Annotated in this window: 17 protein-coding genes; 1 reads left to right on the forward strand and 16 read right to left on the reverse strand. The window is 56.4% G+C overall.

Annotation, left to right across the window (positions count from 1 at the left end):
• Window positions 1-24 precede the first annotated feature (24 nt).
• The 5 genes from QF010_RS08075 to QF010_RS08095 all read right to left on the reverse strand — a co-directional run bounded on the left by QF010_RS08075 (window position 25) and on the right by QF010_RS08095 (window position 8,348).
• Entirely contained in the window at window positions 25-990 is a 966-nt protein-coding gene (locus QF010_RS08075) for a tetratricopeptide repeat protein (RefSeq protein WP_429532834.1), read from the reverse strand.
• Between the two features lie 124 nt (window positions 991-1,114).
• Complete coding sequence (locus tag QF010_RS08080) at window positions 1,115-2,089, reverse strand: tetratricopeptide repeat protein (RefSeq protein WP_429532835.1); 975 nt, start codon at window positions 2,087-2,089, stop codon at window positions 1,115-1,117.
• 11 nt (window positions 2,090-2,100) lie between these two features.
• Window positions 2,101-5,403 carry a hypothetical protein gene (locus QF010_RS08085; RefSeq protein ID WP_429532836.1) on the reverse strand — a complete coding sequence of 1,101 codons (3,303 nt, stop codon included), beginning with the start codon at window positions 5,401-5,403 and terminating at the stop codon, window positions 2,101-2,103.
• A gap of 36 nt (window positions 5,404-5,439) precedes the next feature.
• Window positions 5,440-6,303 carry a DUF4123 domain-containing protein gene (locus QF010_RS08090; protein WP_429532837.1) on the reverse strand — a complete coding sequence of 288 codons (864 nt, stop codon included), beginning with the start codon at window positions 6,301-6,303 and terminating at the stop codon, window positions 5,440-5,442.
• Window positions 6,294-8,348, reverse strand: a complete 2,055-nt coding sequence (locus tag QF010_RS08095; RefSeq protein WP_429532838.1) for a type VI secretion system Vgr family protein — start codon at window positions 8,346-8,348, stop codon at window positions 6,294-6,296. Before QF010_RS08095 ends, QF010_RS08090 begins: the two co-directional genes overlap by 10 nt.
• A gap of 242 nt (window positions 8,349-8,590) precedes the next feature.
• Here QF010_RS08095 and QF010_RS08100 point away from each other — a divergent pair, with 242 nt between their 5' ends.
• Window positions 8,591-9,892, forward strand: a complete 1,302-nt coding sequence (locus tag QF010_RS08100; protein ID WP_429532839.1) for an OprD family porin — start codon at window positions 8,591-8,593, stop codon at window positions 9,890-9,892.
• Window positions 9,893-9,994: 102 nt separating this feature from the next.
• On the opposite strand, the gene QF010_RS08105 is transcribed toward QF010_RS08100, so the two are convergent.
• The 11 genes from QF010_RS08105 to QF010_RS08155 form a co-directional block, all read right to left on the reverse strand.
• Window positions 9,995-10,930 carry a carbohydrate kinase family protein gene (locus QF010_RS08105; protein ID WP_429532840.1) on the reverse strand — a complete coding sequence of 312 codons (936 nt, stop codon included), beginning with the start codon at window positions 10,928-10,930 and terminating at the stop codon, window positions 9,995-9,997.
• A 13-nt stretch (window positions 10,931-10,943) separates the two neighbouring features.
• On the reverse strand, window positions 10,944-12,440 hold the full coding sequence (gene xylB, locus QF010_RS08110) for a xylulokinase (RefSeq protein ID WP_429532841.1): 1,497 nt from the start codon (window positions 12,438-12,440) through the stop codon (window positions 10,944-10,946).
• 219 nt (window positions 12,441-12,659) lie between these two features.
• Complete coding sequence (locus QF010_RS08115) at window positions 12,660-14,141, reverse strand: mannitol dehydrogenase family protein (RefSeq protein WP_429532842.1); 1,482 nt, start codon at window positions 14,139-14,141, stop codon at window positions 12,660-12,662.
• 15 nt (window positions 14,142-14,156) lie between these two features.
• On the reverse strand, window positions 14,157-15,260 hold the full coding sequence (locus tag QF010_RS08120) for an ABC transporter ATP-binding protein (protein WP_429532843.1): 1,104 nt from the start codon (window positions 15,258-15,260) through the stop codon (window positions 14,157-14,159).
• A gap of 146 nt (window positions 15,261-15,406) precedes the next feature.
• Window positions 15,407-16,237: a carbohydrate ABC transporter permease gene (locus QF010_RS08125; RefSeq protein WP_033055010.1), complete on the reverse strand. Its 831-nt coding sequence runs from the start codon at window positions 16,235-16,237 to the stop codon at window positions 15,407-15,409.
• Between the two features lie 10 nt (window positions 16,238-16,247).
• A complete protein-coding gene (locus tag QF010_RS08130; RefSeq protein ID WP_046055095.1) occupies window positions 16,248-17,174 on the reverse strand; it encodes a carbohydrate ABC transporter permease in 927 nt (308 codons plus the stop codon).
• 48 nt (window positions 17,175-17,222) lie between these two features.
• Entirely contained in the window at window positions 17,223-18,533 is a 1,311-nt protein-coding gene (locus QF010_RS08135) for an ABC transporter substrate-binding protein (RefSeq protein ID WP_429532844.1), read from the reverse strand.
• Between the two features lie 354 nt (window positions 18,534-18,887).
• The gene (locus QF010_RS08140) at window positions 18,888-19,793 is read right to left on the reverse strand and encodes an AraC family transcriptional regulator (RefSeq protein WP_056740114.1); all 906 of its coding nucleotides are present in this window, start codon (window positions 19,791-19,793) and stop codon (window positions 18,888-18,890) included.
• A gap of 79 nt (window positions 19,794-19,872) precedes the next feature.
• Complete coding sequence (locus QF010_RS08145; RefSeq protein WP_429509870.1) at window positions 19,873-20,748, reverse strand: phosphatidylinositol-specific phospholipase C domain-containing protein; 876 nt, start codon at window positions 20,746-20,748, stop codon at window positions 19,873-19,875.
• Window positions 20,749-20,939: 191 nt separating this feature from the next.
• Window positions 20,940-21,797, reverse strand: a complete 858-nt coding sequence (locus QF010_RS08150) for a phosphatidylinositol-specific phospholipase C domain-containing protein (protein ID WP_429532845.1) — start codon at window positions 21,795-21,797, stop codon at window positions 20,940-20,942.
• Between the two features lie 138 nt (window positions 21,798-21,935).
• On the reverse strand, window positions 21,936-23,231 hold the full coding sequence (locus QF010_RS08155) for a glycosyltransferase (protein WP_429532846.1): 1,296 nt from the start codon (window positions 23,229-23,231) through the stop codon (window positions 21,936-21,938).
• Window positions 23,232-23,249: the final 18 nt, after the last annotated feature.

The raw sequence follows: 23,249 nt of genomic DNA on the forward strand, positions 1-23,249 counted from the left end.
AACTCCTATGGATGGAGGCTGATATTAGAAATCGATTTTTTCAGGATAAAAAGACAGCGGGGGATGCTCATTTTTCCATTTTTTAGCAAGCTGCATTGCAAGTTCAATTTCTTTGGGGGGCATATCTTTTGCTATTTGCGGTAGCGTTTCTTCGACGTCAACCTGAGCAGTTCCTCCGCCGCCTAGTTCTTTCAATAGCGAAATTAATGCGTAGCCTTTAGTTTTATCCATCGTAAAGCCTAATGTATTAGGCTCGACAGCCAGAAAATAGCCATAGTTATAAACGCCGGATTCATATCCAGTAGAAGCCGCTTGCTCTACCCAATATCGGGCCTGTTCTAGATCTCCTTTTTCTCGGTATATTCCAAAGAGCTGCATCATTGCTTTAGGGTTTCCGCCTTTTGCGGAGGCCAAAAACCAAGTCTCAACCGATTGCTGGCGCTTCCAAGGTAGCAAAAAACCTTCTCCTTGACGGTCACCGATAGCCATCCGATATTGCGCGACGGGGCTTCCAGCATTAGCAGATTTTTCTAACAATTTCCGGTCGGCTGTTAATTCATACATTATATATAGTGATTCAGCGTCACCTTGATCAGCTTTTTCTTGTGCGATCGTTGTCGCTTCTGCCAACCATTCCTCTGGTTTCTTTTTTCCACTTGGGCAATTGTTCATGGTCCTGCATAGATCGCTGTAACTCCTGCCAAGTCGGATCATTGCGTAAAGATCACCTTGTTCAGCGGCAGCCTCATACCATTTATAGGCTTCGGTAGAGATATATTGCTTTTCTTTACGCAGTTCTTCGGCCAAATAGAATTGAGCCTCTGCATCTCCGCCTTCTGCTGCAATCCGCAATTCGGGTTGGGCACCTTTATATTGATTGAACAGCATCAATCCCCGAGTTTTTGCTGCTTGCTCAACAACGGTGAGGTCTGCGCATGAAGAGCCTGAAAAAAATAGTACGAACAGCGCTGTTATTCGGAGACGTTTCATAGGCACTTGCGACTCACTTTTACTATAAGCGCCGGCGATAAAGTCGGCGATATATCTGCAAAAAATAATTACTTCAGGAAAAGTCGCCCCGCAACTGAGCTCTAGTCGTCAAGCTATTGGTCTCTCAGTATCCAAGTTTGTCAGGATAAAATGAAAGTGGCGGATGAGTGTTTTTCCATTCTTTTGCAAACTTCTTGGCTTCGTCAATTTGCTCCGGAGTCATTTTTTTAGCTATCTTGGGTAGCTTGTCGTTGACGTTAGCGTCCATGCCGCCTCCACCGTCCAACTCTTTTAAAAGATAAATAAGAGCATATCCCTTGACTACATCGTAGGGAAAACCATACGTATCAGGTTCATGAGCAAGATCCGACCCATATCCGTATACAGTTGTGGCGTAACCTACTAGTGCGGCTTGTTCGTTCCAATGACGAAATCCTTCTGCGTCACCTTTTTCGAAAAGTATTGCGGCGTACTCCATCATCCCTTTGGGGTTTCCACCTATGGCAGATTCCTTTGCCCAGTGTTCAACTGCTTCAGCGCGTTTCCAAGGCAGGAGAAATGAACCGTCACCCTCCTTGTATCGGGTGGCCAATAGCCACTGACCAAGTGCATAGCCAGATTCGGCGGACTTTTCAAGCCATTCAAGTTCAGCGGTCGCGAGATACATTACGTATGCTGCCTCTGCGTCACCTTTGCTAGCTTTCGATGCTGCTAGTTCTCTAGCTTGTTTCAGCCATTCCGCAGGTGTTTTTTTTCCTGGGGAACAATTGTTCATCGTTGCGCATAGGTCCCCTTCTGATCGAGCGAGTCTAAGCATCGCGTAAAGATTTCCTTGAGCGCTCGCCGCTTCGAACCACTTTGTTGCTTCAGGAGTAATGTACTGGCTTTTTTGACGAAGTTCTTCAGCTAGATAAAACTGTGCTTCGGCATCGCCTGCTTCAGCGGCAATTCGCAACTCCGGTTCAGACGGCTTGTATTGGTTGTATAGTGTTATGCCTTTTTCTTTTGCAGATTGTTGAGAAGCTGTAAGATTGATAGCACCGTGAGCTGTAATTGCCAGAGCCATAAGTGCTGTGGTTATTAAGTGTTTGAAATGCATCTTGTATTCCTTCATTTGGCCTGGCCGTCTGGCCCAGTATAGGATGCTTGTCCGCCTGGTAGATATGTTCGCCCGTAGTGTTTGATTCGAGTGCAGTATCCGTCGAGCCTTTGGCCTAGCAAACTGGCGTGAGACTTATATCGGGATCGAACTTCGTCTCCCGTACGATCTTGAAGTCTCATAACTGCTTCCCCCATGAAGTTATCCAAATGGAGTCGATTCTCGCAGTAATATTGGTTGTAATTGATTTCTTTGGTGCCGAATCTATTCATGCACATGCATGCTTCTACAAACTGACTTTGAGCTTTGGATATGGAGCCGTCTTGTTTTGCACGGTTCACGATCCAACCTAAAATTCGTTCAATGGCTTTTTGTTGAAGTAGGTGCGATTGGTCATGGCTATATTCATTTGCTTGACTCTGTACGGTTCCACTAGTTGACGTTCCCACCGCAATTTTGAAGGCGCTTGCCGCACTGATGAGTGTCATCAACATTGGCCCCAGAGCGCCGGGAGTAGCCGTTACTACCCATTGCTCAAGTTCCGCCTGATTACGGTATGTCATGATAGTGTGAGCAATAGATCCACCACGACCACCACCAGTCAACACCTCATACAATGACATCACCATATCAATACCCACCATATAAACCATGGCGACTTCCATGCCGGCAGCACCGAGGAAGTTTAGTTTATCGATATAGTCGGCTGCCTCATCGGTCACAAATATCAGGGATTTATCCTGGTTTTTATGCATTTCGCGGCGTAGCAAGTTGATCAGGTCAGTGACACCGTCGTAGCCCACTTCGAACTGGAATTCTCCACCAGCCCCCGGCCCGACGATGAGCGATGCCTTGAACCGCATGATAAAGCGGCCTTCGTTCAGAGAAATGGCGACATCGGCATTTACCCCCAAGCCGTATGCAGCGGTGAAGCCTGCTGTCAGTCGCGCCAAGCTGAACCATTGACTGGTTTTCGCGTTGTTTGCACTGTTTGCCATTCCCGGTGCAGGTGGGGTGCGCAGGGCCGCGATTTCTTTGGGAGGTGCCCAGTTCAACGCACCGGTCAACAAGATCCCTGCCTGTACACCGGCGAACAGGTTGAATTCCGCTTTACCAGCGTCTTCGATCCTGACTTTCGCTGCGTCCCCGGTAAGTTCTTGCCCACTACGTACCGTTGCGGCTGTTGCTTTAGAGGTTTCTGGCCGTTTGGCGTCCTGGATTTCTGGAAGATTCAGGCCGCCTTGTACGTTGGCTCGTCCTAGCTGCACGCTGGATGAAAGGAGTAGGGATGCGCCGGTATAGCCCCAAGCTCTGGCACCTAAGTGAAGGGAGAACCTGCCAAGATTCAAGTTTTTGCGATTTTTCTCGTAATCAAGGTACGGAATCAGGATGTCTTTGGCCTGATCTCTGCCCGGAAGATCCAGTTTCATCAACTCGACTTCGCCACGAGCGAGGTCGATACCTAAGCTCACTTCTGCTTTGGCAGACGCCTTGAAGTTATCCGCCACGCTGAAACTAGGGCCGGTGACCTTTGCAGAGACATGGATTGACGATTGAGGTGGTGTCAGACACCGAACCAATTGCGCTTGCGGGCTATTGTCGAACAGTCGAAGGGAGCTTCGGACCTCTTCTTTGAATAGAAGCTGGCGCAGGCGCAAGCCCCAGGCTTTGCGTGCACCTTCGTCATCCAATGTGTCGACTTTATAGTTTTTCGATTTCAGGTAGGTGTGAAAGATTTCAACATCAAACCAACCCTTTTCGTCAAACCAGTTACTTTGTTGGTCCTTGATGGCGACGGCGCCTTGTAGGCGTAGCCACTCATGGAAGGGGTTGTCTTCGGTATCAGTTCCCGCTTTAGCAGTGCTATCACCGGGGGCCTTACTCAGTCCTTTCTTTGCACTGGCGCCGACTTCACTCCAGTCTTTCTTCAACGATTTTTCGATGCCTTCCAGGTTCAGAAGACTCAAGTGTTTCAAGGCCGAGTTCGGACTGTTGAAAAGGGCAACCTCCCGCAGCGGAAAACCCGCCTTGACCAGGCGCTCTTCAGGCTTTGGCTGGAACTGTTCAGGTTCCCAAAGCAGATGTCGTAGTGGCAATGCAGCAGCGACGGCAGCTTCAGCGTCTTCCCGAAGCTGGAAACGAGCCTGTTGAATACGCTGCCATTCAGCTTCCTCTGCCTCCACGATGCCTGCGGGCGCGGCGACGTTTTGACCGCTCGCGTCGATCCAAGCTTTATATTTCGACCGAATCTGCTCACTGAGTTTTGTTTGCTGTTGCTCCATCTCAAGATACGACTTGAACTTCTCGACCCCAGCGCTAATGTCTCCGGTGTCTGGAATGAATGCGAACTCCGGCAATGCCAAGCCGTAATCTGCAACCTTCAAAATCGAATCGATATAGGCGGCGAAGTCTTTTTCGACTTTTTTGCGCTCACTGGCGACGCCTTCCAAGTAACTGCACATGCGAGCTTTGCCGTCGATTACGCAGTTGGTAGCGTCGGCATAAGCCTTCTTGTTTTTCTTGAAGTCTTCTTCCTTCAACGTGGTCAGCTTTCCGCTCACCGTAAGGGCTTGGCGAGCCTTCAGATAGGTCTGTACGCGTTTGCGTGCCTCTATAGCGCCGGGCGAGAACAGGTTGCCACTTTCATAGAAGTAACCTTCTTCCTTAGCTTGAGCGACAGCGATATTTTTCAGCTTCGTCCACTCGTGATAAAGCTTCTGTAGCTTTTGTCCCTGATTGTTGGCTTCAAGCAAGCTGTCCTGTTGCTGGTTGGCCAGTTCACGATTGCGGGAGTAATCGGATTGGTCAGGCATTTTGTCGAGCTGGGCTGCATTTGCGGCTTCTCTGCTAACTGCCTTCAAGCGCATTGCCATAGTCGGCTGCGCGATATCTGGCTCTTGCGCCTCAATCTCCAGCATCCTGCTTTGTTGTTCACCTTTCAGGAAGTTTGTCAGCTTGGGTTCCAGAAAGTACTCCAGCAATCCCGTTGCATTCATCCCTTTCAGCCGTTCCTCCGGCGATTTGCTGGCACTGACATGCTGTTCCAGCTCATTCATCGCTTCTTTAATGGAACTCGCCGCTTTTTCGGGCAACAGGTAGAACATTTTTTCTTTCGTGGCGTAAATCACTTCGCCATAAGTCGTCGAGCAGGGCGTTTTTACCTTGTCGAAAGCGTTCGAGCAGCTTTGAGGTGCTTCCGGCTGCGGATCTAGTTCCTGAGCTGGCTGTTTTTTGACGGAGGCGGCGCCTGCCAATGGCTGTGTGGCGGGAGTAGATAAGTCGGCCTTGGGTACAGCGCTGGTATTGGATTCCATAAATGCTTCCATTCATTCGTTACGCGGACGGGTTCATCAGGCGGCGCTGGTAGCGAGTTGCTTCAGCTGTTCAACCTTGATGAACGACTCTTCCCTGGATTGCAGGATGGCCATGGCCTGGGGCTGTGTTTCGAGCAGCGGGCCATTGGCGATGTGGGCCAGCTTGAGCAAATGCCGGCCTTCGTAGATGTTGTGATTGACCAGCACATCAAGGTTTTCTGCGACATTGGGCAGCTCTTCGTCAGTCGGCTCGCCAAATGCGGCGTATTGCTCATCGACCCAATAGACCCAACCCAATCGCTCTTGAACCTTTGGTGCATCGTCCGGGATGTTGAACGCTGAGACGTCGCCCAGCCATTCGAGTTCCGAGACTGGACGCCAGCTCAACCAATTACCGTTGCCGGCACCGAAATGAGCAGGGGCGGGGGTGTAGACGTGTTGCCAAGGTCCGAAGAGTTGATGCGAGGTTTCGCCAGCGGTGTAGGCCAGTGCGGCCCACAGGCTTGGTTTGTGGTAGCTCAGCAGGCTTTGGCCGCCGGAGCCGTCATTGGCGCGCAACAGCCAGCGTGCATGGGCCAAAGCTTTGACTGGGTCGTCAGTGGTCAAGGCGATGCCGGAAAAGTTTTCTTCACATAGCTTTGCGGCTTCGGCGGCCAGGCGGCTGCCCCATGGCGCGTTGAGCCACAAGGGGCCGTCAGCGGCGATCTCGGCGAAATCGGTGCCGATGAACAAGCCTTGGGAGTTCATCGGTTCGCCGACACGGTAGAGGCGGCTCATGGCCTCAGGCTGGCGGGTGCGATCGATGATGAAGCACAGCGTCTGGCTCGACGGTTCTCTCGGCAGTTGCTCGAACGAATGGCGGGGTTCGGCGAGGAGGGCGTTCAACGCTTTTACATGCATGTGCAATCCTTACGGCTGCAGGCGCCGTTGCTCTGTTTTCCGCACAACGGAGTGATGCCGGACTCGTTCAGGCGTTTGGGCAGTGGTATCGGGACTTTGCCGGCCTTATCCGCATCCGCCACCTTCATCGGCCCCGGCAACAACGGCGCAGCAGGCGTCCCCGAACCTGGTCCGCCGCCCGAGTTAACCTTCACCTGCGCGCCACTGATCGTCACGCCCCCCGCATCCACCTTCACAAAGCTCCCGCCAGCCTTGGCCGTCAGCTCCATGCCACCCTCAACCACAACCTTTTCCCCAGCGTTGTAGTGAATCTCCTGACCGGCCTCGACAAACTGCGCCGTCCCCACCTTTACATGCTGAGTCACAGCAACTGTCAGGTGATCATTCGCCCGCGTTTCAGTTTTACGATCGAGGTGGGTAATCCGATGCTCTTCAACCTTGAACTCACTGAAAACATTGGCCTCGACCGTGTCGTGTCGCTCGTTGCCGATGCGAATCTTCTGGTCGTGCTCAATGTTTTCATCCCAATCGCGCTGGGCGTGCAGATAAATCTGTTCCGCACCTTTTTTGTCTTCAATCCGAAACTCGTTGTAACCGTTGCCACCCGGTGAACTCAGGGTCTTGAAAGTGCTGCGGGTCTTGTTCGCCGGCAGGTCGTACGGGACGACGTTTTCCTTGTGGTACAGGCAGCCGGTGATCAGCGGTTGGTCGGGGTCGCCTTCCATGAATGACACCAGCACTTCCATGCCGATGCGCGGGATGGCGATGCCGCCGTAGGCATTGCCGGCCCAGCCGGTGGCGACGCGCAGCCAGCAGCTGGTGTTGTCGTCGGCCTGGCCTTCGCGGTCCCAGTGGAACTGGACTTTGACGCGGCCGTATTTATCGCAATGGATTTCATCGCCCTTGGGGCCGGTGACGATGGCGGTCTGGCTGCCCAGGACTTTGGGTTTCGGATGTTCGAGGGCCGGGCGGAAGTGCGCGTCCCACGGGGTGGCGAGGAAGCGGTTGCGGTAGCCCTGGTGGAAATCGTCTTTGTTCTGGGTGACGTCGCTGGTGACGTTTGCGCCGAGCACTTGCGGCTGTTTGCCTTCGTGCACCACTTCCAGCAGCAGCCAGAGGTCGTTCCACTCGGCGCGCGGGTGTTCGCTCAGGGCCAGGAAGTGGCCGCTGACCAGGGTTGGCTCGTCGCTTTTGCCTTCGGCAAGCTTGTAGTCGCTGCGGTGGCGTTCCAGGGCGCGGGTTGCCAGTTGCTTGCCGCGTTCGCGGTCGGTGAAGCGGCCGGGGTAGTCGTAGTCTTCCAGGTCCGGGGCGAACGCGCTTTTGGCGGAGCCCTCGGGCAGGATGCGCGGTTTCTCGAAGTCGTAGTCGCGGCGGCTGACGCGGGTGGTGCGGGTTTCCAGGCGCAGGTTGAAGCGTTTGATCACCGGTTTCTCGGCGGCCATGCCGGAATCTTGCTGATAGGCAACGGGCGCGAGTTTGCGGAACACCGTCTGGTCATCGCCGAACACCAGTTTGTGACCGCTGGACGAGTGCTGGAAGTGGAAGTGAATGCCTTCTTCTTCGCACAGACGCTGGATGAAATGCAGGTCGGATTCGTCGTACTGCACGCAGTAATCGCGTTCCGGGTAGATCGCGCCGAGCTGGAAGCTGTAGGCGTCGGCCAGGATGCCGCGCGCTTCGAGGACCTGAGCGATGATCTTCGGCACACTTAAATGCTGGAAGATCTGCTGGTCATGGTTGTGGCGCAGGTAGGCGAGTTGCGGCACCAGGCTGATGCTGTAACGGGTCAGGCTTTTGCCGGAGTCGCCTTGCTCGATGCGGTACACCAGACCGTGGATGATGCCTTTGCCGGTGGCGCCGAAGGTCAGGCAGCCGGGCTTGTGCAGCAACTCTTCGAGTTTCAGGTCGGGGCGCGTGCTGACCAGTTCGATGTCGAAACAGAACGGTTGATTGAGGGTTTCGCGACCGACGAAGCTAAGTACCTGAAGGTCAACGGAAACGCCTTCCAGCGTCAGGGAAATATGGGTTGCGTTCGCGTCCAGCATGCCTTTAATTCCGTCCTTTGAATAAGCTGGGGCGGATGGTGCAGGATTAAAGCGCCTCGTTCAAGGAAACGAACAGTCATTTACCGACTAAAGTCGTCTGTAGCCCGTAACAGCCTTCTGCCATCATCGCCGCTCACTTCTGTGTGTCCACTTCATCCTGGCAAGTTACTTGTCCGGGACGAAGGCTATTTCTTTGGCTTATTGCGCCTTGCGCAAACGCTGCACTGTTGGAGCTTTTTTTCATGCGTCCCCCCTTTACTCTCATCACCGCGCGCCAGTCACTCGGCTTCGGCGCTTTAGTCCTGTGCGCCGGTTTTACCGGGTCGTCTTTCGCGAGCGGTTTTATCGACGACACCACGGCGAAACTCGAGTCGCGCACGGTGTACTTCAATCGCGACTTCCGGGATGGGCACACGTCCAACGAGCAGGGCGCTTCGAAACGTGACGAGTCGGCTCAAGGTTTTATTCTCAATCTGCAATCGGGTTACACCGAAGGCACCGTCGGTTTCGGCATCGATGCCTTGGGCATGCTGGGGCTCAAGCTCGACTCCAGCGCCGACAGCAGCAACAGCGGTTTGCTGCCGTCCACGGGGCAGGATCCGCGTGGGTCGAAAGATGAATACGCGAAACTGGGCCTGACCGCCAAAGTGCGATTCTCGCAAAGTGTATTGAAGTACGGCGCACTGCTGCCGGACGTGCCGCTGCTGAAGTACAACGATGGTCGGTTGCTGCCGACGATGTTCAACGGCGCAATGCTCACTTCCAAAGAGGTCAAGGACCTGACCTTTATGGCGGCGCGGCTGGACAAGTACACCGCCCGGGATTCCACCGACTCCCAGGACATCCGCGTGCACTGCAAGAACAAACGTTATGCCTGCAACGTCACCGCCGATCATTTCGACATGTACGGCTTCGACTACAAGATCAACGAGCGCCTGACCGGCCAATATCACTACGCCGAGCTGGAAGACATCTACCGTCAGCACTTCGTCGGTCTGCTGGCCAACCAGCCGTTGGGCGAGGGCGTGCTCAAGGCTGACCTTCGACTGCTCAAGAGTGCCGACAGCGGCGCCGCGCGTGCAGGTTCCATCGACAACCGTGCCCTGAGCGGCATGCTTGCTTACGCCATCAGCGGCCACACTTTCAGCGCCGGTTGGCAGCGCATGAACGGCGACAATTCGATGCCGTATCTGGATGGGACCAATCCGTACCTGGTCAACTATGTTCAGGTCAACGACTTTGCCGCTGCGCAGGAGCGCTCGTGGCAATTGCGGTATGACTATGACTTCAAGGCGATTGGCATCAATGGCCTTAGCTTCCTGACCCGTTATGTGAACGGTGACCACATCAAGGTGCTGGGCAGTGATCAGGAAGGGAAGGAGTGGGAACGCGACAGCGAGCTCAAGTACGTGGTGCAGAGCGGGACGTTCAAAGATGTCAGCCTGCGACTGCGTAATGCGACGTACCGGACCAACTACGAGAAGTTTGCCCGGGATGTCGATGAGACCCGGTTGATTGTGAGTTACAACTTTTCGGTGTTGTAGCGCCTGACAGAACGCCATCGCGGGCAAGCCCGCTCCCACAGGTTCAGCGCACAACCTGTGGGAGCGGGCTTGCTCGCGAAGAGGCCTTCAGCCACAGCGCATTTACAGCTGATGGCGATATGGCAAGTCCGGCCCGGTCTTGCTGCACGTCAGTGCCGCGGCTTGCACCGCAAACTTCAACATCCCGTCGATCTGCTCGCGGCCGAGCGATTGCACGCCCTCAACCGAATCCAGCTGCTGCTCCGTCAGCCAGGTAATCACCGCCGCCTGGAACGTATCGCCCGCGCCCACGGTGTCGGCGATTTTCACTGAACTCGCCGGCACCGACCAGGCGCCGTGCATACGGCTGAACACTGTCGCCCCCTCGCCACCACGGGTCAGAAACACCAACTGACAGCGATGCTGCAGCCAGCCTTCGATTACCCGTTGCGGATCCTGCTCGGGGTACAACAGGCTCAAATCCTCATCGCTGACTTTGATCAGGTCAGCCAGCTCAACCAAGGTCGCAATCCGCGAACGCCACAGGTCGATATTCGGCTCAGGATTGAGCCGCACGTTGGGATCAAGGCTGATCAAGCGTTTGCCGCTTTCCCGCTGCACCAGCGCCAGCAATGTGTCGGCAATCGGTTGCACCACCAGCGAGAACGAGCCGATGTGCAGGCCGCGTACTTCAGGTCCCAGTTCCGGCAGGTGCTCGGCTTTCAGTTGCCGATCCGCGCAGCCTTCACCCCGGAAGCTGTAATGCGGTGAACCATTGGCCCCGACGGCCACCATCGCCAGCGTCGTAGGCGCAGCGAAATCCACCAGGTAATCCGGGCGCACGCCTTCATCCTGCAGCACCTGCTGCAAGCGCCGACCGAGGTAGTCGGTGGACAGGCCGGCAAACAGCGCCGCATCCACTCCCAAACGGCGCAAACCCACCGCAACATTGAACGGCGAGCCGCCAGCAATCGCCTTGAAATTCACTTTTGAAGCCAGGCTGCTGGCATCGTCTTCACTGAAGAAATCGAACAGCGCTTCGCCACACACCAGGTACATAGTTATTCACTCTTTAAAGGGTTGCGACATGCTGTTGATAGCGTTCGTAGGCCTGCTGACAGGCCATCACATTGTCTGCGATCGGCAAGGTTTCGCTGGCTGGATCGAGCTTCACACAACGCTCGCATAGATCCTCCAGGCTGTCTTCATGCCCGTTATCCCAGGACTTGCACCACGCCGCCTGAATCGCGGCGCCAAGGGCCGCGGCTTCGCTTTGTTTGGTGCAGATCACCGGGGTGTTCATGATGTCGGCGACGATTTGCCGCCACACCGGGCTTTTCGAGCCGCCGCCGATCAGGCAGATGCTGCGGCTTTGTAAGCCATTCTGGCGCAGCAGGTCCAGCCCATAACGCAAACCGAAGGTCGTGCCTTCGACCACCGCGCGGCACAGGTTGGCCTGAGTCAGGTTAGTCATCGTCAACCCCAGCAAGCTGCCGGTGGCATGGGGCAGGGCGGGGACGCGCTCGCCGTTGAGGAACGGCAGCATGCACACGCCTTCGGCACCGATGGGTGCTTGCGCGACGAGGTCGTTGAACTGTTCGATATCCAGCTCGAACAGCTCGCGAATTACCCCGGTCGCGTTGGTCAGGTTCATGGTGCAGATCAGCGGCAGCCAGCCACCACTGGAGGAGCAGAACGTTGCGACTGACGCGTCCGGACTGACCTTCGGTTGATCCGCATAGGCGTAGACCGTCCCCGAAGAACCGAGGCTCATGGTGATAGCGCCGGGCTTGATATTGCCGGTGCCGATGGCGCCCATCATGTTGTCGCCACCGCCACTGGAGACCAGCGCCTTCGGGTTGATGCCCAGGTGTTCGGCGATGCTTGGCAGGATCGTGCCAACGGCTTGATGAGCGTCGATCAGCTCCGGCAGCGCGGCTTGCAGTCGCCCGGTGGGATCGATGTCACGCAGCAGCTGCAAATCCCACTGACGCGTTCGCACATTGAAATAGCCGGTGCCCGAGGCGTCGCCGTACTCGCTGCAACTGCGGCCGGTGAGCCAATAGTTGAGGTAGTCATGGGGCAGCAGAATGCGCGCGATGCGAGCGAAAATCTGCGGGTGTTGTTCTTGGGTCCAGAGCAGTTTGGAGACGGTGTAGCCCGGCGCGATCACAACGCCGAGGCGTTCCAGGGAGCCTTTTTCGCCACCCAGATGGGCAAGCAGACGGTCGTTTTCGGGGGTGGATTCGGTGTCACACCAGAGTTTGGCCGGACGCAGCACCTGGCCCTGATCGTCGAGCAGCACCAGCCCGTGTTGCTGGCCGGAAACGCCGATGCCGAGGATGTCCTGGCCGTCGACGTTCGCCGCGAGCAATGCGCGGTGGCTGGCCAGCGCGAAGGCCTCCAGCCATTGCGAGGGGTCTTGCTCGCGGCGGCCATTGGCGCCACTGATCAGGCTGTGCGCGGCGGCTCCCTGGCCCAGCACCTGACCGCTGACGGCGTCGAGGATGATGGCTTTGGAGCCTTGGGTGCCGCAGTCGATGCCGAGGAATAAATGTTGGGTTGCCATAGAATGTCCCAAACGTTGAATACAAGTCTGTTCCGAAAACCACCCCTCACCCCAGCCCTCTCCCCAGTGGGGAGAGGGGGAAAGGGGGCCGATCTGTGTGTTTTTCAAGCCAGAGTTCGACTCGATTTTTCAGGTCGATGCATGTCTAAAAAACAACTCGGTCAGTCCCCTCTACCCCCTGGGGAGAGGGTTAGGGTGAGGGGTGGTTCCCGCTGACACTCAACTAACATCCGCAAGCACCCGCTCCAGCGTCCGCGACACCCCAACATCGCGCAAGCTGTTACAGCACCACTCAAACGCCGCCACAAACTCGGGCGAATGCGCAATCGCCGCTCCAAAAATCTCCTCAACCGTCAGCAACCGCTGCGTGATCAACGCATCATCCGCCACCAGCGCCTGACAAAACGCCGCCCGCGGATCAGGAATGCTGTAGGTTTCGCCGTTCTCATCCACGCCCTTCAAATACAGCGCCCAAGCCGCTACGACTAATGCCGCTCGTTTGGTCTCCTGTCCATCAGCAATCAAGCGATTGATCGTCGGCACGGTGAACTTCGGAAACTTCGACGAACCGTCCGAACACACGCGCTCCAGCTGATCGGCAATCGCTTGGTTGGAGAAGCGCGCCTCCAGGGTGTTTTTGTACTCGGTCAGGTCAATCCCCGGCACGGCTGACAGTTGCGGGGTCACGTCCAGGTCCATGTAGGCACGCATGTAGCGCACGAACAGCGGGTCGTTCATGGTTTCGTGGACGAAGCGGTAACCCTTCAAAAACCCCAGATAAGTGAGCGCCAGATGACTGCCGTTGAGCAGTTTGATCTTCATCTCTTCATAAGGCGTGACGTCGTCGGTGAACTGCACGCCGACCTTTTCCCAGGCCGGACGGCCGTTGACGAACTTGTCTTCCAGCACCCATTGCACGAAAGGTTCGCAGACCACCGGCCAGGCATCGTCGATAGCGTGTTTGTCGTGCAGTTGCAGCTTGTGTTCGGTGCTGGTCATCGGCGTGATGCGGTCGACCATCGCGTTGGGGAAACTCACGTTGCTGGCGATCCAGTCCCGCAGATCGGTATCGCGCAGGGCGGCGAACGCCAGTAACGCTTTGCGAGTGACCGCGCCGTTGTGCGGCAGGTTATCGCAGGACATCAAGGTGAATGCGGGCGTGCCAGCTGCACGGCGTTTAGCCAGCGCGGCGCAGAGAAAACCGAACACGGTTTTCGGTGCGCTCGGGTGTGCCAGGTCGTGCTGGATCTGCGGCAGCTGGGCCATGAACTCGCCGTTGCTGTCGTCGATGCAGTAGCCGCCTTCGGTAATGGTCAGCGAAACGATACGGATCTCGGGGCTGGCGAGTTTGTCGATCAGCGCTTGCGCGCCGTCTTCGGCCAGCAGCATGTCGCGAATCGCGCCGATCACCCGGACTTCGGTGTCGTCGGTATCGCCCAGTTCGAACAGGGTGAAAAGATAATCCTGCTCTTTGAGATCGTCTCGGGCGCGCCGGTCTTCGGCGCGCAGGCCGACGCCACAAATCGCCCAGTCCAGGCCTTCACCGGTATTCATCAACGCATCGGTGTAATACGCCTGATGCGCCCGATGGAAACCGCCGACGCCGATGTGCGCGATGCCTTGGCGGGTGTCGCTCAGGGCATAGGCGGGCAGGACCACCTCGGGGGCGAGGCGGTTGAGGTTCTGTTTATTGAGTTTCATCACAAGGTCTCGAAATCAGGCCGCAGCGCGTAGAGGGCGGGTCAGCGCCACGCCGTCGGCATCGAATAAATGGCAGTGTTCAGCGTCGAGATGCAGGCTGAGCGACTCGCCATAACGGCTCGCCAGGTCGCCGCGAACGCGCATGGTCAGCGCTTCGCCGGACGAGGTCACCACGTGGCAGAAGGTGTCGCTGCCCAGGCGTTCGCTGACGTCCGCCGTGACCTGCAAGGTGCAGTCGCCGGTTTGCGCGAGATTCAAATGTTCCGGGCGAATCCCCAGGGTGACTGCGCCACCGACGCTCAGGTTGGCGCCGCTCAACGGCAACGTGATGCGGGTGCCGGCGTCCAGCAGCACTTCGCAGTTCTGGCTTTCGACGCGGGTGACTTTGCCCTTGAGGAAACCCATTTTCGGCGTGCCAAGGAATCCGGCGACAAACAGATTGGCCGGCTGGTGATACAGGTCCAGGGGCGAACCGACTTGTTCGACTTTTCCGCCATTGAGTACGACAACCTTGTCGGCCATGGTCATGGCTTCGACCTGGTCGTGGGTCACGTAGATCATCGTGGCTTTGAGTTCTTTGTGCAGGCGCAGCAGTTCCAGGCGCATCTGCACCCGCAGGGCGGCGTCGAGGTTGGACAGTGGTTCGTCGAACAGAAAGATCTTCGGGTTGCGCACGATGGCCCGGCCGATGGCCACGCGTTGACGCTGACCGCCGGACAACTGTTTTGGTTTACGTTCGAGCATCGGCCCGAGTTCAAGGATGCGCGCCGCTTCGCCGACTTTCTTCTCGACTTCGGCTTTTGGTACACCGGCCAGGTCGAGGGCAAACGACATGTTTTTGCGCACGCTCATGTGCGGGTACAAGGCGTAGGTCTGGAACACCATCGCCAGGTCGCGCTTGGCCGGGCTGACTTCGGTGATGTCGCGGCCATCCAGTTCGATCGTCCCGCCGCTGACCTCTTCCAGGCCGGCGATCAGGCGCAGCAACGTGGATTTGCCGCAGCCCGACGGGCCGACGAACACCACGAACTCGCGGTCGTTCACTTCCAGGTCGATGCCTTTGATGATGGAAAAGCCTTCGAAGCCTTTTTGCAGATTCTTGATTTTCAGGTTGGCCATGATGATGGGCCTCCGCATGTTGTTATTCGATTAAGCCGAACAGGCTTTTTGTAGGAGTGAGCCTGCTCGCGATGGGGCCGTGTCAGTCGACATCATCGGTGCCTGACACATCGCTATCGCGAGCAGGCTCACTCCTACAGGGATATTCATTTCACGGCGCCGAACGACAGGCCGCGGACCAATTGTTTCTGGCTGATCCAGCCGAAGATCAGGATCGGCGCGCAGGCCAGCGTCGACACCGCCGACAACTTGGCCCAGAACAGACCTTCGGGACTTGAGTAGGAGGCGATCAATGCGGTCAGCGGTGCGGCTTTCGACGAGGTCAGGTTCAAGGACCAGAACGCTTCGTTCCAGCACAGGATCAGCGACAGCAACACCGTGGACGCCAGGCCACCCTTGGCAATCGGCAGCAGCACCCGGACCATTTCCTGCCACAGCGTGGCACCGTCGAGGCGCGCGGCTTCGAGGATGTCCTTGGGGATGTCTTTGAAGTAGGTGTAAATCATCCAGACCACGATCGGCAGGTTGATCAGCGTGTAGATCACGATCAGCGCGATGCGCGTATCCAGCAGGCCGAAACTCTTGGCCAGCAGGTAGATCGGCATCAGCACGCCCACCGGTGGCAGCATCTTGGTGGAGAGCATCCACAGCAGCGTGCCTTTGGTGCGTTTGGTTTCGTAGAACGCCATCGAGTAGGCCGCCGGCACCGCGATCAGCAGGCACAGCGCCGTAGCACTGAAGGAAATCACCACCGAGTTCCAGGCGAAGCTGAAGTAGTCGCTGCGCTCGTTGATGTGCAGGTAGTTCTCCAGCGTCGGCGTGAAGATGAACTGCGGCGGCGTGGCGAACGCATCGATTTCGGTTTTGAAACTGGTCATCACCATCCAGAAGATCGGGAAGAAGATCAGGATCGCGATGGCCCAGGCCAGGGTGCCGAGCAGCAGGCTTTGCAGACGGCGGGATTGTTGAAGGGTCATGGCGCAGGCCTCAGGCTTTGTCTGTCAGGTTTTTGCCGATCATGCGCACCAGCACGATGGCCGCGATGTTGGCGATCACCACCGCGATCAAGCCACCGGCGGACGCCATGCCGACGTCGAACTGCACCAGCGCCTGGTTGTAGATCAGGTAGGCGAGGTTGGTCGAGGCGTAGCCGGGGCCGCCGTTGGTGGTGGTGAAGATTTCGGCGAACACCGAGAGCAGGAAGATGGTTTCGATCATCACCACCACCGCAATCGGCCGGGCCAGGTGCGGCAGGGTCAGGTGCCAGAAAATCGCAATCGGCCCGGCCCCGTCGAGGCGTGCGGCTTCCTTCTGTTCCTGGTCGAGGGACTGCATGGCGGTCATCAGGATCAGGATCGCGAACGGCAACCATTGCCAGGACACAATGATGATGATCGACAGCAGCGGGTAGTGCGCCAGCCAGTCCACCGGCTGCGCGCCGAACAGCTTCCAGACGTAGGCGAGAATCCCCGAGACCGGGTGGAAAATCAGGTTCTTCCAGATCAGCGCACCGACGGTGGGCATGATGAAAAACGGCGAGATCAGCATCACCCGCACGATGCCGCGACCGAGAAACTCACTGGCCTCCAGCAGCGCACTGATCAACACGCCGAACACCACGCTGATCAGCAGCACGCTGCCGACCAGCAACAAGGTGTTGGTGGCGCCGGGCAGGAACCCCGAGTCGCTGAGGAAGTAGCTGAAGTTCTCCAGCCCGACGAACTCGTTCTCACCGGGGTAGAGCAAGTTGTAGCGGATCAGCGAGAAATAAACGGTCATGCCCAGCGGCACGATCATCCACAGCAGCAACAACGCCACCGAGGGGCTGACCAGAAACCAGCCGGGGTTGGCCAACCGGCTTTTACGCACCGGTTGGGGAATGTCCATGTGAGCTTTGGCAGTTGAAATATTCATGGCGATAGAACCGATAAGGAACAGACAAATGAAGATCAAACTGTGGGGTTACTTGGGGTAACCGGCGCGCTTCATTTCACGTTCGGTGGTTGACTGGGCAGCGGTCAGGGCCTGTTCGACCGTGGTCTGACCGATCAGCGCTGCCGAGAACAACTTGCCGACCTGGGTGCCCACGGCCTGGAATTCAGGGATGGTCACCAACTGGATGCCGATATACGGCACGGGCTTGAGGGTCGGCTTGCTCGGGTCTGCAGCTTTCAGCGATTCCAGAGTGACCTTGGCAAATGGCGCGGCGCTCATGTAGGCCTCGCTGTAGGTCGAGGCCCGAGTACCTGGCGGCACGTTGGCAATGCCGTCTTTCTCGGCAACCAACGCTCCATACTCTTTGGAAGTGGCCCAGGCGCTGAAGGTTTTCGCGGCGTCCTTGGCCTTGGAGCTGGTCGGAATGGCCAGCGCCCAGGAATACAACCAGGCCGAGCCCTTGTCGGTGGTCTCGTGCGGTGCGTAGGTGAAGCCGACGTGGTCGCTGACCTTGCTTTGGGTCTTGTCGGTGACGAAGGAACCGGCGACGCTGGCATCGACCCAGATCGCGCATTTGCCGCTGTTGAACAGCGCCAGGTTTTCGTTGAAACCGTTGCTCGATGCACCCGGCGGGCCGGATTTCTTCATGGTGTCGACGTAGAAGTTCAGCGCGTTTTTCCACTCGGGGCCGGTGAATTCCGGCTTCCACTGCTCATCGAACCAGCGCGCACCATAGGCATTGGCGACGGTGGTGATCAGCGCCATGTTCTCGCCCCAACCGGCCTTGCCGCGCAGGCAAATGCCGTACTGTTCTTTATCCTTATTGGTGAGTTTGCTGGCGAATTCGCTGATCTGGGTCCAGGTCGGGTGCTCGGGCATGGTCAGCCCGGCTTCCTTGAACAGGTCAGTACGGTAATAGGTGATGGAGCTTTCAGCGTAAAAGGGCAAGGCATACAGCGAACCCTTGACCGACAGCCCTTCACGCACCGATGGGAACACGTCGTCTAGGGCGTAACTGGCCGGCAAGTCCTTCATCGGCTCCAGCCAGCCTTTGGTGCCCCAGAGTGCGGCTTCGTACATGCCAATGGTCAGTACATCGAACTGCCCGCCCTGAGTGGCGATGTCGGTGGTCAGGCGTTGGCGCAGGACGTTTTCTTCCAGCACCACCCAGTTGAGCTTGATGTCCGGATGCTCGGCCTCGAAGGTTTTCGAGAGTTTTTGCATGCGGATCATGTCGCTGTTGTTGACGGTGGCGATGGTCAGGGTCTGGGCGCCGAGGCTGACGCTGCTGAGGGTCATGCAGGTAAGGGCAAGCAGAGCTTTTACAGAAGGTTGCATCGTGCACTCCTTTTCTGCACCCGGCGGGTTACAGAAGGACAGTTATTGTTTTTGTGTCTTCCGGCGGAGGAAGAATGTGCGCTGATTACAGCCTTCTATTGATGGCGAGACAAATCATCCATCGCACTTGAATCGATACTATTTTGCACTGAAGTCTGGAAAGGCAGGATTTGGCGCCTGGCGCCCGGTAGCAGCTGCCGAAGGCTGCGTTCGAGTCGGGCCGCGTTCGGACGAAGTTCTCGCTGGAGCAGAGTACGCGGTGATCCTGGCGTAATGGAGTCGCAGGTTTAGCGCCTGCTGCGCAGTCGAACGCAGCCTTCGGCAGCTGCTACAGGGATCGTCCGTGTTACAAAGTCAGTGCTGATTTTGCTCAGTCAACCGCTGCACCGCCAACCGCCGGTAATGCGATGGCGTCATGCCCTTGAGTTGCTGAAAGCGCCGATTGAAATTGGAAATATTGTTGAAGCCCGATTCGAAACACACATCGGTTACCGGTTTGTCACCGTCGGCCAACAGCTCACAGGATTTGCTGATGCGCAGTCGATTGACGAATTCGATGAAGCAGCGGCCGGTGGCTTGCTTGAACACTCGACTGAAATAAGTCGGCTTCATGCCCAGGTGCTCGGCGACTTCCTCCAGCGGCAGTTCACGGGCGTAATGGGCGAAGATGTAATCCACCGCCCGGTTGGTGCGATCGATATTGTGCTCGTCGGCCAATTGCGGTGTCGTGGCCCCGGACAGCAGCTGATAGTCGTCAGAGGTCGCCAGCAACTCCAGCAGAATGAAAAAGTGCCCGAGGCGCGTTACGCCTTTGGTGTCGGCGATGCGCTGCATCAAAGTCATGGCCTGGCGGATGGTGCGCTTGCAGCGAAACTCGATGCCGTACTGGGCGCGCTCCAACAGCGGCGCCAGCGTCTTGAGCTCGGCAAACACCAAGTGGCCGCTGTCGAACAACTCGTCCGTGAAATTGACCAGCATGTCGCGCTTGGGCACCACTTCGTCTTCGGCCACCTGGCTGATCCAGTTGTGGGGCAGGTTGGGGCCGGTGAGGAACAGCGATTCCGGATAGAAGTTACCGATGTAGTCACCGATGAACACTTTGCCGGAGCTGGCGACGATCAGGTGCAGTTCGTATTCCTTGTGGAAATGCCAGCGCACCAACGGGCAGGGGAATCCGTGCTGGCGGTAGATGATGGACAACCCGTTGTGGTCGTCCATCAGTTCGTAGGAGGGGTCTGTCACACGGGCTGTTCGGGTCATGTCAGGACGCTTTTCTTGTTATCGCTGTCGGATCATGCCTCTTTTGGCGCCTGCTGTGCCAGCTTGCTTTGGCTTTCGCCTATGCATGCAACCTGTCTCCGTAAACGGCTTTCATGCTGGTGGCGCTCCAGCAGTAGCGGACAATATCTGCCTCATCAAAAAAATCGGTACTGATGATGCTGCAACGGGTGACCCAGTCGCGGGAGGTGTGGAACCAGTCATTGATTTGGTTTTTGATGTGCTGCGGGCCACCCAGCAGCGAATAGCAGGTCGCAGGCAACGACCATAGAAATGTCTCGTAAGGTGCCCCCAAAAGGGTGGTCTGGATATGCGATTGCAGATCGAGGGTGTCGGTGAATACCTTGCCGTTCCATTTGTGAGGTATTTTCGGCCAGAAATACTCACTGTCGAGTCCTGGTTTCGCCGGGGCGGCCATGACAATGCGGCGCTGCGAACTGGCGCGCTTGAGCTGTTCCACGGTACTGCGCGCGTGCGAAGGTCGGATCAAGCGCGAGCCCAGGCCGCGCATCAGAAGTTTATTGAGTTGTTGGTAGTCGAAAGGCTTCGCCGCATCCCCTAACTGGTGGAAGTCGAGGACGATGAATTCGTTCGGGTTTCGGTCGAGGAATGTCGTCACCGCGTCGATCAGTTCATCAAGAATGCGGTGGGACTGATAGCCGTTGTGATGGAAGTAGAACACCGGGACCACCGGGCCGGCGGTGCAGCCAAGCCGGATATCGAACGCCCGTGCGCCGTTGGCCAGTTGCCAGGCAAATGAGTCGTTCTGGCACGTCGTCCAGTTGCCTACCACCACCTCATAGTTGGGTGCTTTTTTGTCCATGCCAGCGTTGTGCGTGCCGGGCCAGATAATATCGGTCAGCTTCAACCGACCGATATCCAGTACGTTGCTCATCCATTTCTGTTTGTCGAGTGTGGTTGCTGTATTGCGGGTCATGACAGTTCCTTGTCGTTGATTCGCCCCGTCCGTGGGGAAAAAAAGTTCATGTGTCGGATGTGGCTGGGTGCCACATCCGTATCATTCGCCTGAGAAAAAAGGCTTTCATGACCCAGCATAGGAGTACGTGGCAGTATTGCCAGCGTCGGAAACACTTACACAAGAATAGCTATTTGATGGCGCGAAAATGGTTAATTTCGCTTGCTCGCTTTGGTCAGGTTTATAGTTCGGCAATAAGAGACCATGTTGGACTCTTCCATAAAGTCGACATTGATGATGTTGCACTTTGACGCCCAGTCGCTTTTCTTCGGATCGAACCAGGCGTTAAGTTCGTCATGAATATCTACGGGGCCCCCAAGAGCGCTGTAGCTGGTGGCGGAAAGCGACCACGGTGCCCATGTGCCTGGCGGGTTTTTCAGTACATTAATAACGTGCTGTTTCAAATCAGCGGTATTGGTGATACCGCTGCCAGACCATTTGTGCCCGATCTGCTCGTGAAACACATTTCGATCAAGTGCACTGTGCCATGGGGCCGCGACCAGTACCCTTTGCAGTGGGCTGATTTTCTTGAGGCTATTAAGGCTCAGGCCCTGGTTTTGGGCAGGAATCATCCGATGGCCGATAAACCTCAACATCATGTCGTTGAAGTATTTGAAGTCAAATGGATGCTCGCCGTCCTTGAGTTGGTGGAAATCCAGAATGACAAACTCATCAGGGTTTTCCATAAGGAATTTATTCAGATCGGTTACCAGGTGTCCCAACGTGCGGTTAGAACGGTGACGGTCATGTAAAAATATGAATTTTCCTAACCCCGGAGCAGTGGCGTCATACATCAAACGGGCATCAAGTGCTCGGGACCCATGACACAGCTGGTGGTAGAACGATTCATGCTGACAGGCTACCCAGTGGGCGGGAGGGCCGAATAACGGCCAGGGGGCTTTCCAGTCGCAGCCAGCATTATGAGTGCCAGGCAGCGTCAGTTCGCAGAGCGATAAAGTGTCAATGGCTGGCGTGGCGGCCATCCAGTTATTATTGGCGTAGTTGCTCATTTAATGCATCCTTGCATTAATTTATAAGAAGGGTTGGTGGTGCCGAACTTAATTAAGTTCGGTCAGGTGTTTATAAGGAGGATGCTGGGGTCGGTCAATAATAGTGATAATGCAAAATGTTTGTTGTTAGTGTGGGGGTTATAACGAAATTCGATTCTTCGCTTCAATCCATTGCGCCATGTATTGCGTGCTTTTATGGTGATGATGACGCAACATGCTTCCCGTAAAGTTGTCGCTTCTAAGTTGTGCCAGGTGTTGTTGGCAATACAATAACTTTTCGATCAATGCGGGGCCATGTTCCGATTGTCGATAACGATCGGCCAGCAATGTCTTCCCTTGGGATTGGGCGTCCGTCCACAGAGCCTTGTCCTTATACAGCTGAACCGCGCAATCGGCGAACGCCTGTGCTGTTCGGGTGACAGCGCCCGGCCAGAGATGTTCACCATGCATCGCTTCTGCGCCGATTGGCGTTGTGATGGTGGGCGTGCCGCACAACATGGCGTCGACAATCTTGCCTTTGATGCCGGCACCGAAGCGCAGGGGGGCCAGACAAATCCGTGCGCCAGACATGACTTTTAACGCATCTTCCGCCCAGTTCATTACATGAAACCCCTGCCCAGGGTTGTGCAGCGCAGTCGCTTTGGGCGGTGTGTAAGCACCGTAGATGTGCAATTGAGCCTTTGGCAGTTGTTCGCGGATCAGCGGCCAGATAGTGGTTTTCATCCAGAGCACCGCATCCCAGTTGGGCGCATGACGGAAGTTGCCGATGCTGAGGAAGTGCTCGCGGTCGTCAAAAGAAACCGATGGCATGCTCGGTAGATCGACCATCAGCGGGCACCAGTGCAGCAAGTGGCGCGGTAGTTTGAATTGCTCGGCCAGCAACTCAATCTCTACTTCGGAAATCATCAGATTCAAGTCGCAACGATAAATCGCTGCGATTTCCCGTTTGGCCAGATCGGTCTCGGCCATGAGCTCAAACTCTTCACGTAACGCCGGCGCGAACAGTTGATTGAAGTCATTGGCGTCGTCACTGGCCTTCAATCGCTCCTTGAGGCGTTGATGGCGGGCATCCCGCAGGCTTTGCAGGTCGGAGGTCTCAAGCACGCGCAAGGCATCGGGGCAGTGTTTTTCGACGCGCCAGCCGAACTGTTCTTCCATCATGAACCGATCGAACAGAACGATATCCGGGGCCAGTTCGCTGATGAACGTGTCGAAACTGCTGTTGTTCAATTCGATCGGGACTTCGCGAATGCCCAAGACCGTCAGGTCTGCCCGGTGCTCACCGGTGCCGGCCGGGCTACTGAAAGTAATGTCCCAGCCTTGCTGCAAGAACGTCTCGAGAATTTGCATCATGTGCCCGCCGGCCGCCGAAGAGCGAGGCTCGGGCCAGACGTAACCGATGATCAGGACTTTGGTGGAGGAGGGCTGACTCATGGGGCATTCCTTGATGCG

Origin of the sequence: Pseudomonas silensiensis (assembly GCF_050434865.1) — a bacterium.
Lineage (GTDB): Bacteria > Pseudomonadota > Gammaproteobacteria > Pseudomonadales > Pseudomonadaceae > Aquipseudomonas > Aquipseudomonas fluorescens_W.

Coding starts and splice junctions, on each gene's coding strand:
- QF010_RS08150 (WP_429532845.1), bottom strand. CDS start 21,797: ATGAGCAACTACGCCAATAATAACTGGATGGCCGCCACGCCAGCCATT.
- QF010_RS08085 (WP_429532836.1), bottom strand. CDS start 5,403: ATGGAATCCAATACCAGCGCTGTACCCAAGGCCGACTTATCTACTCCC.
- QF010_RS08105 (WP_429532840.1), bottom strand. CDS start 10,930: ATGTACCTGGTGTGTGGCGAAGCGCTGTTCGATTTCTTCAGTGAAGAC.
- QF010_RS08080 (WP_429532835.1), bottom strand. CDS start 2,089: ATGCATTTCAAACACTTAATAACCACAGCACTTATGGCTCTGGCAATT.
- QF010_RS08115 (WP_429532842.1), bottom strand. CDS start 14,141: ATGAAACTCAATAAACAGAACCTCAACCGCCTCGCCCCCGAGGTGGTC.
- QF010_RS08130 (WP_046055095.1), bottom strand. CDS start 17,174: ATGAATATTTCAACTGCCAAAGCTCACATGGACATTCCCCAACCGGTG.
- QF010_RS08075 (WP_429532834.1), bottom strand. CDS start 990: ATGAAACGTCTCCGAATAACAGCGCTGTTCGTACTATTTTTTTCAGGC.
- QF010_RS08140 (WP_056740114.1), bottom strand. CDS start 19,793: ATGACCCGAACAGCCCGTGTGACAGACCCCTCCTACGAACTGATGGAC.
- QF010_RS08135 (WP_429532844.1), bottom strand. CDS start 18,533: ATGCAACCTTCTGTAAAAGCTCTGCTTGCCCTTACCTGCATGACCCTC.
- QF010_RS08155 (WP_429532846.1), bottom strand. CDS start 23,231: ATGAGTCAGCCCTCCTCCACCAAAGTCCTGATCATCGGTTACGTCTGG.
- xylB (WP_429532841.1), bottom strand. CDS start 12,440: ATGGCAACCCAACATTTATTCCTCGGCATCGACTGCGGCACCCAAGGC.
- QF010_RS08100 (WP_429532839.1), top strand. CDS start 8,591: ATGCGTCCCCCCTTTACTCTCATCACCGCGCGCCAGTCACTCGGCTTC.
- QF010_RS08090 (WP_429532837.1), bottom strand. CDS start 6,303: ATGCATGTAAAAGCGTTGAACGCCCTCCTCGCCGAACCCCGCCATTCG.
- QF010_RS08120 (WP_429532843.1), bottom strand. CDS start 15,260: ATGGCCAACCTGAAAATCAAGAATCTGCAAAAAGGCTTCGAAGGCTTT.
- QF010_RS08095 (WP_429532838.1), bottom strand. CDS start 8,348: ATGCTGGACGCGAACGCAACCCATATTTCCCTGACGCTGGAAGGCGTT.
- QF010_RS08145 (WP_429509870.1), bottom strand. CDS start 20,748: ATGACCCGCAATACAGCAACCACACTCGACAAACAGAAATGGATGAGC.
- QF010_RS08125 (WP_033055010.1), bottom strand. CDS start 16,237: ATGACCCTTCAACAATCCCGCCGTCTGCAAAGCCTGCTGCTCGGCACC.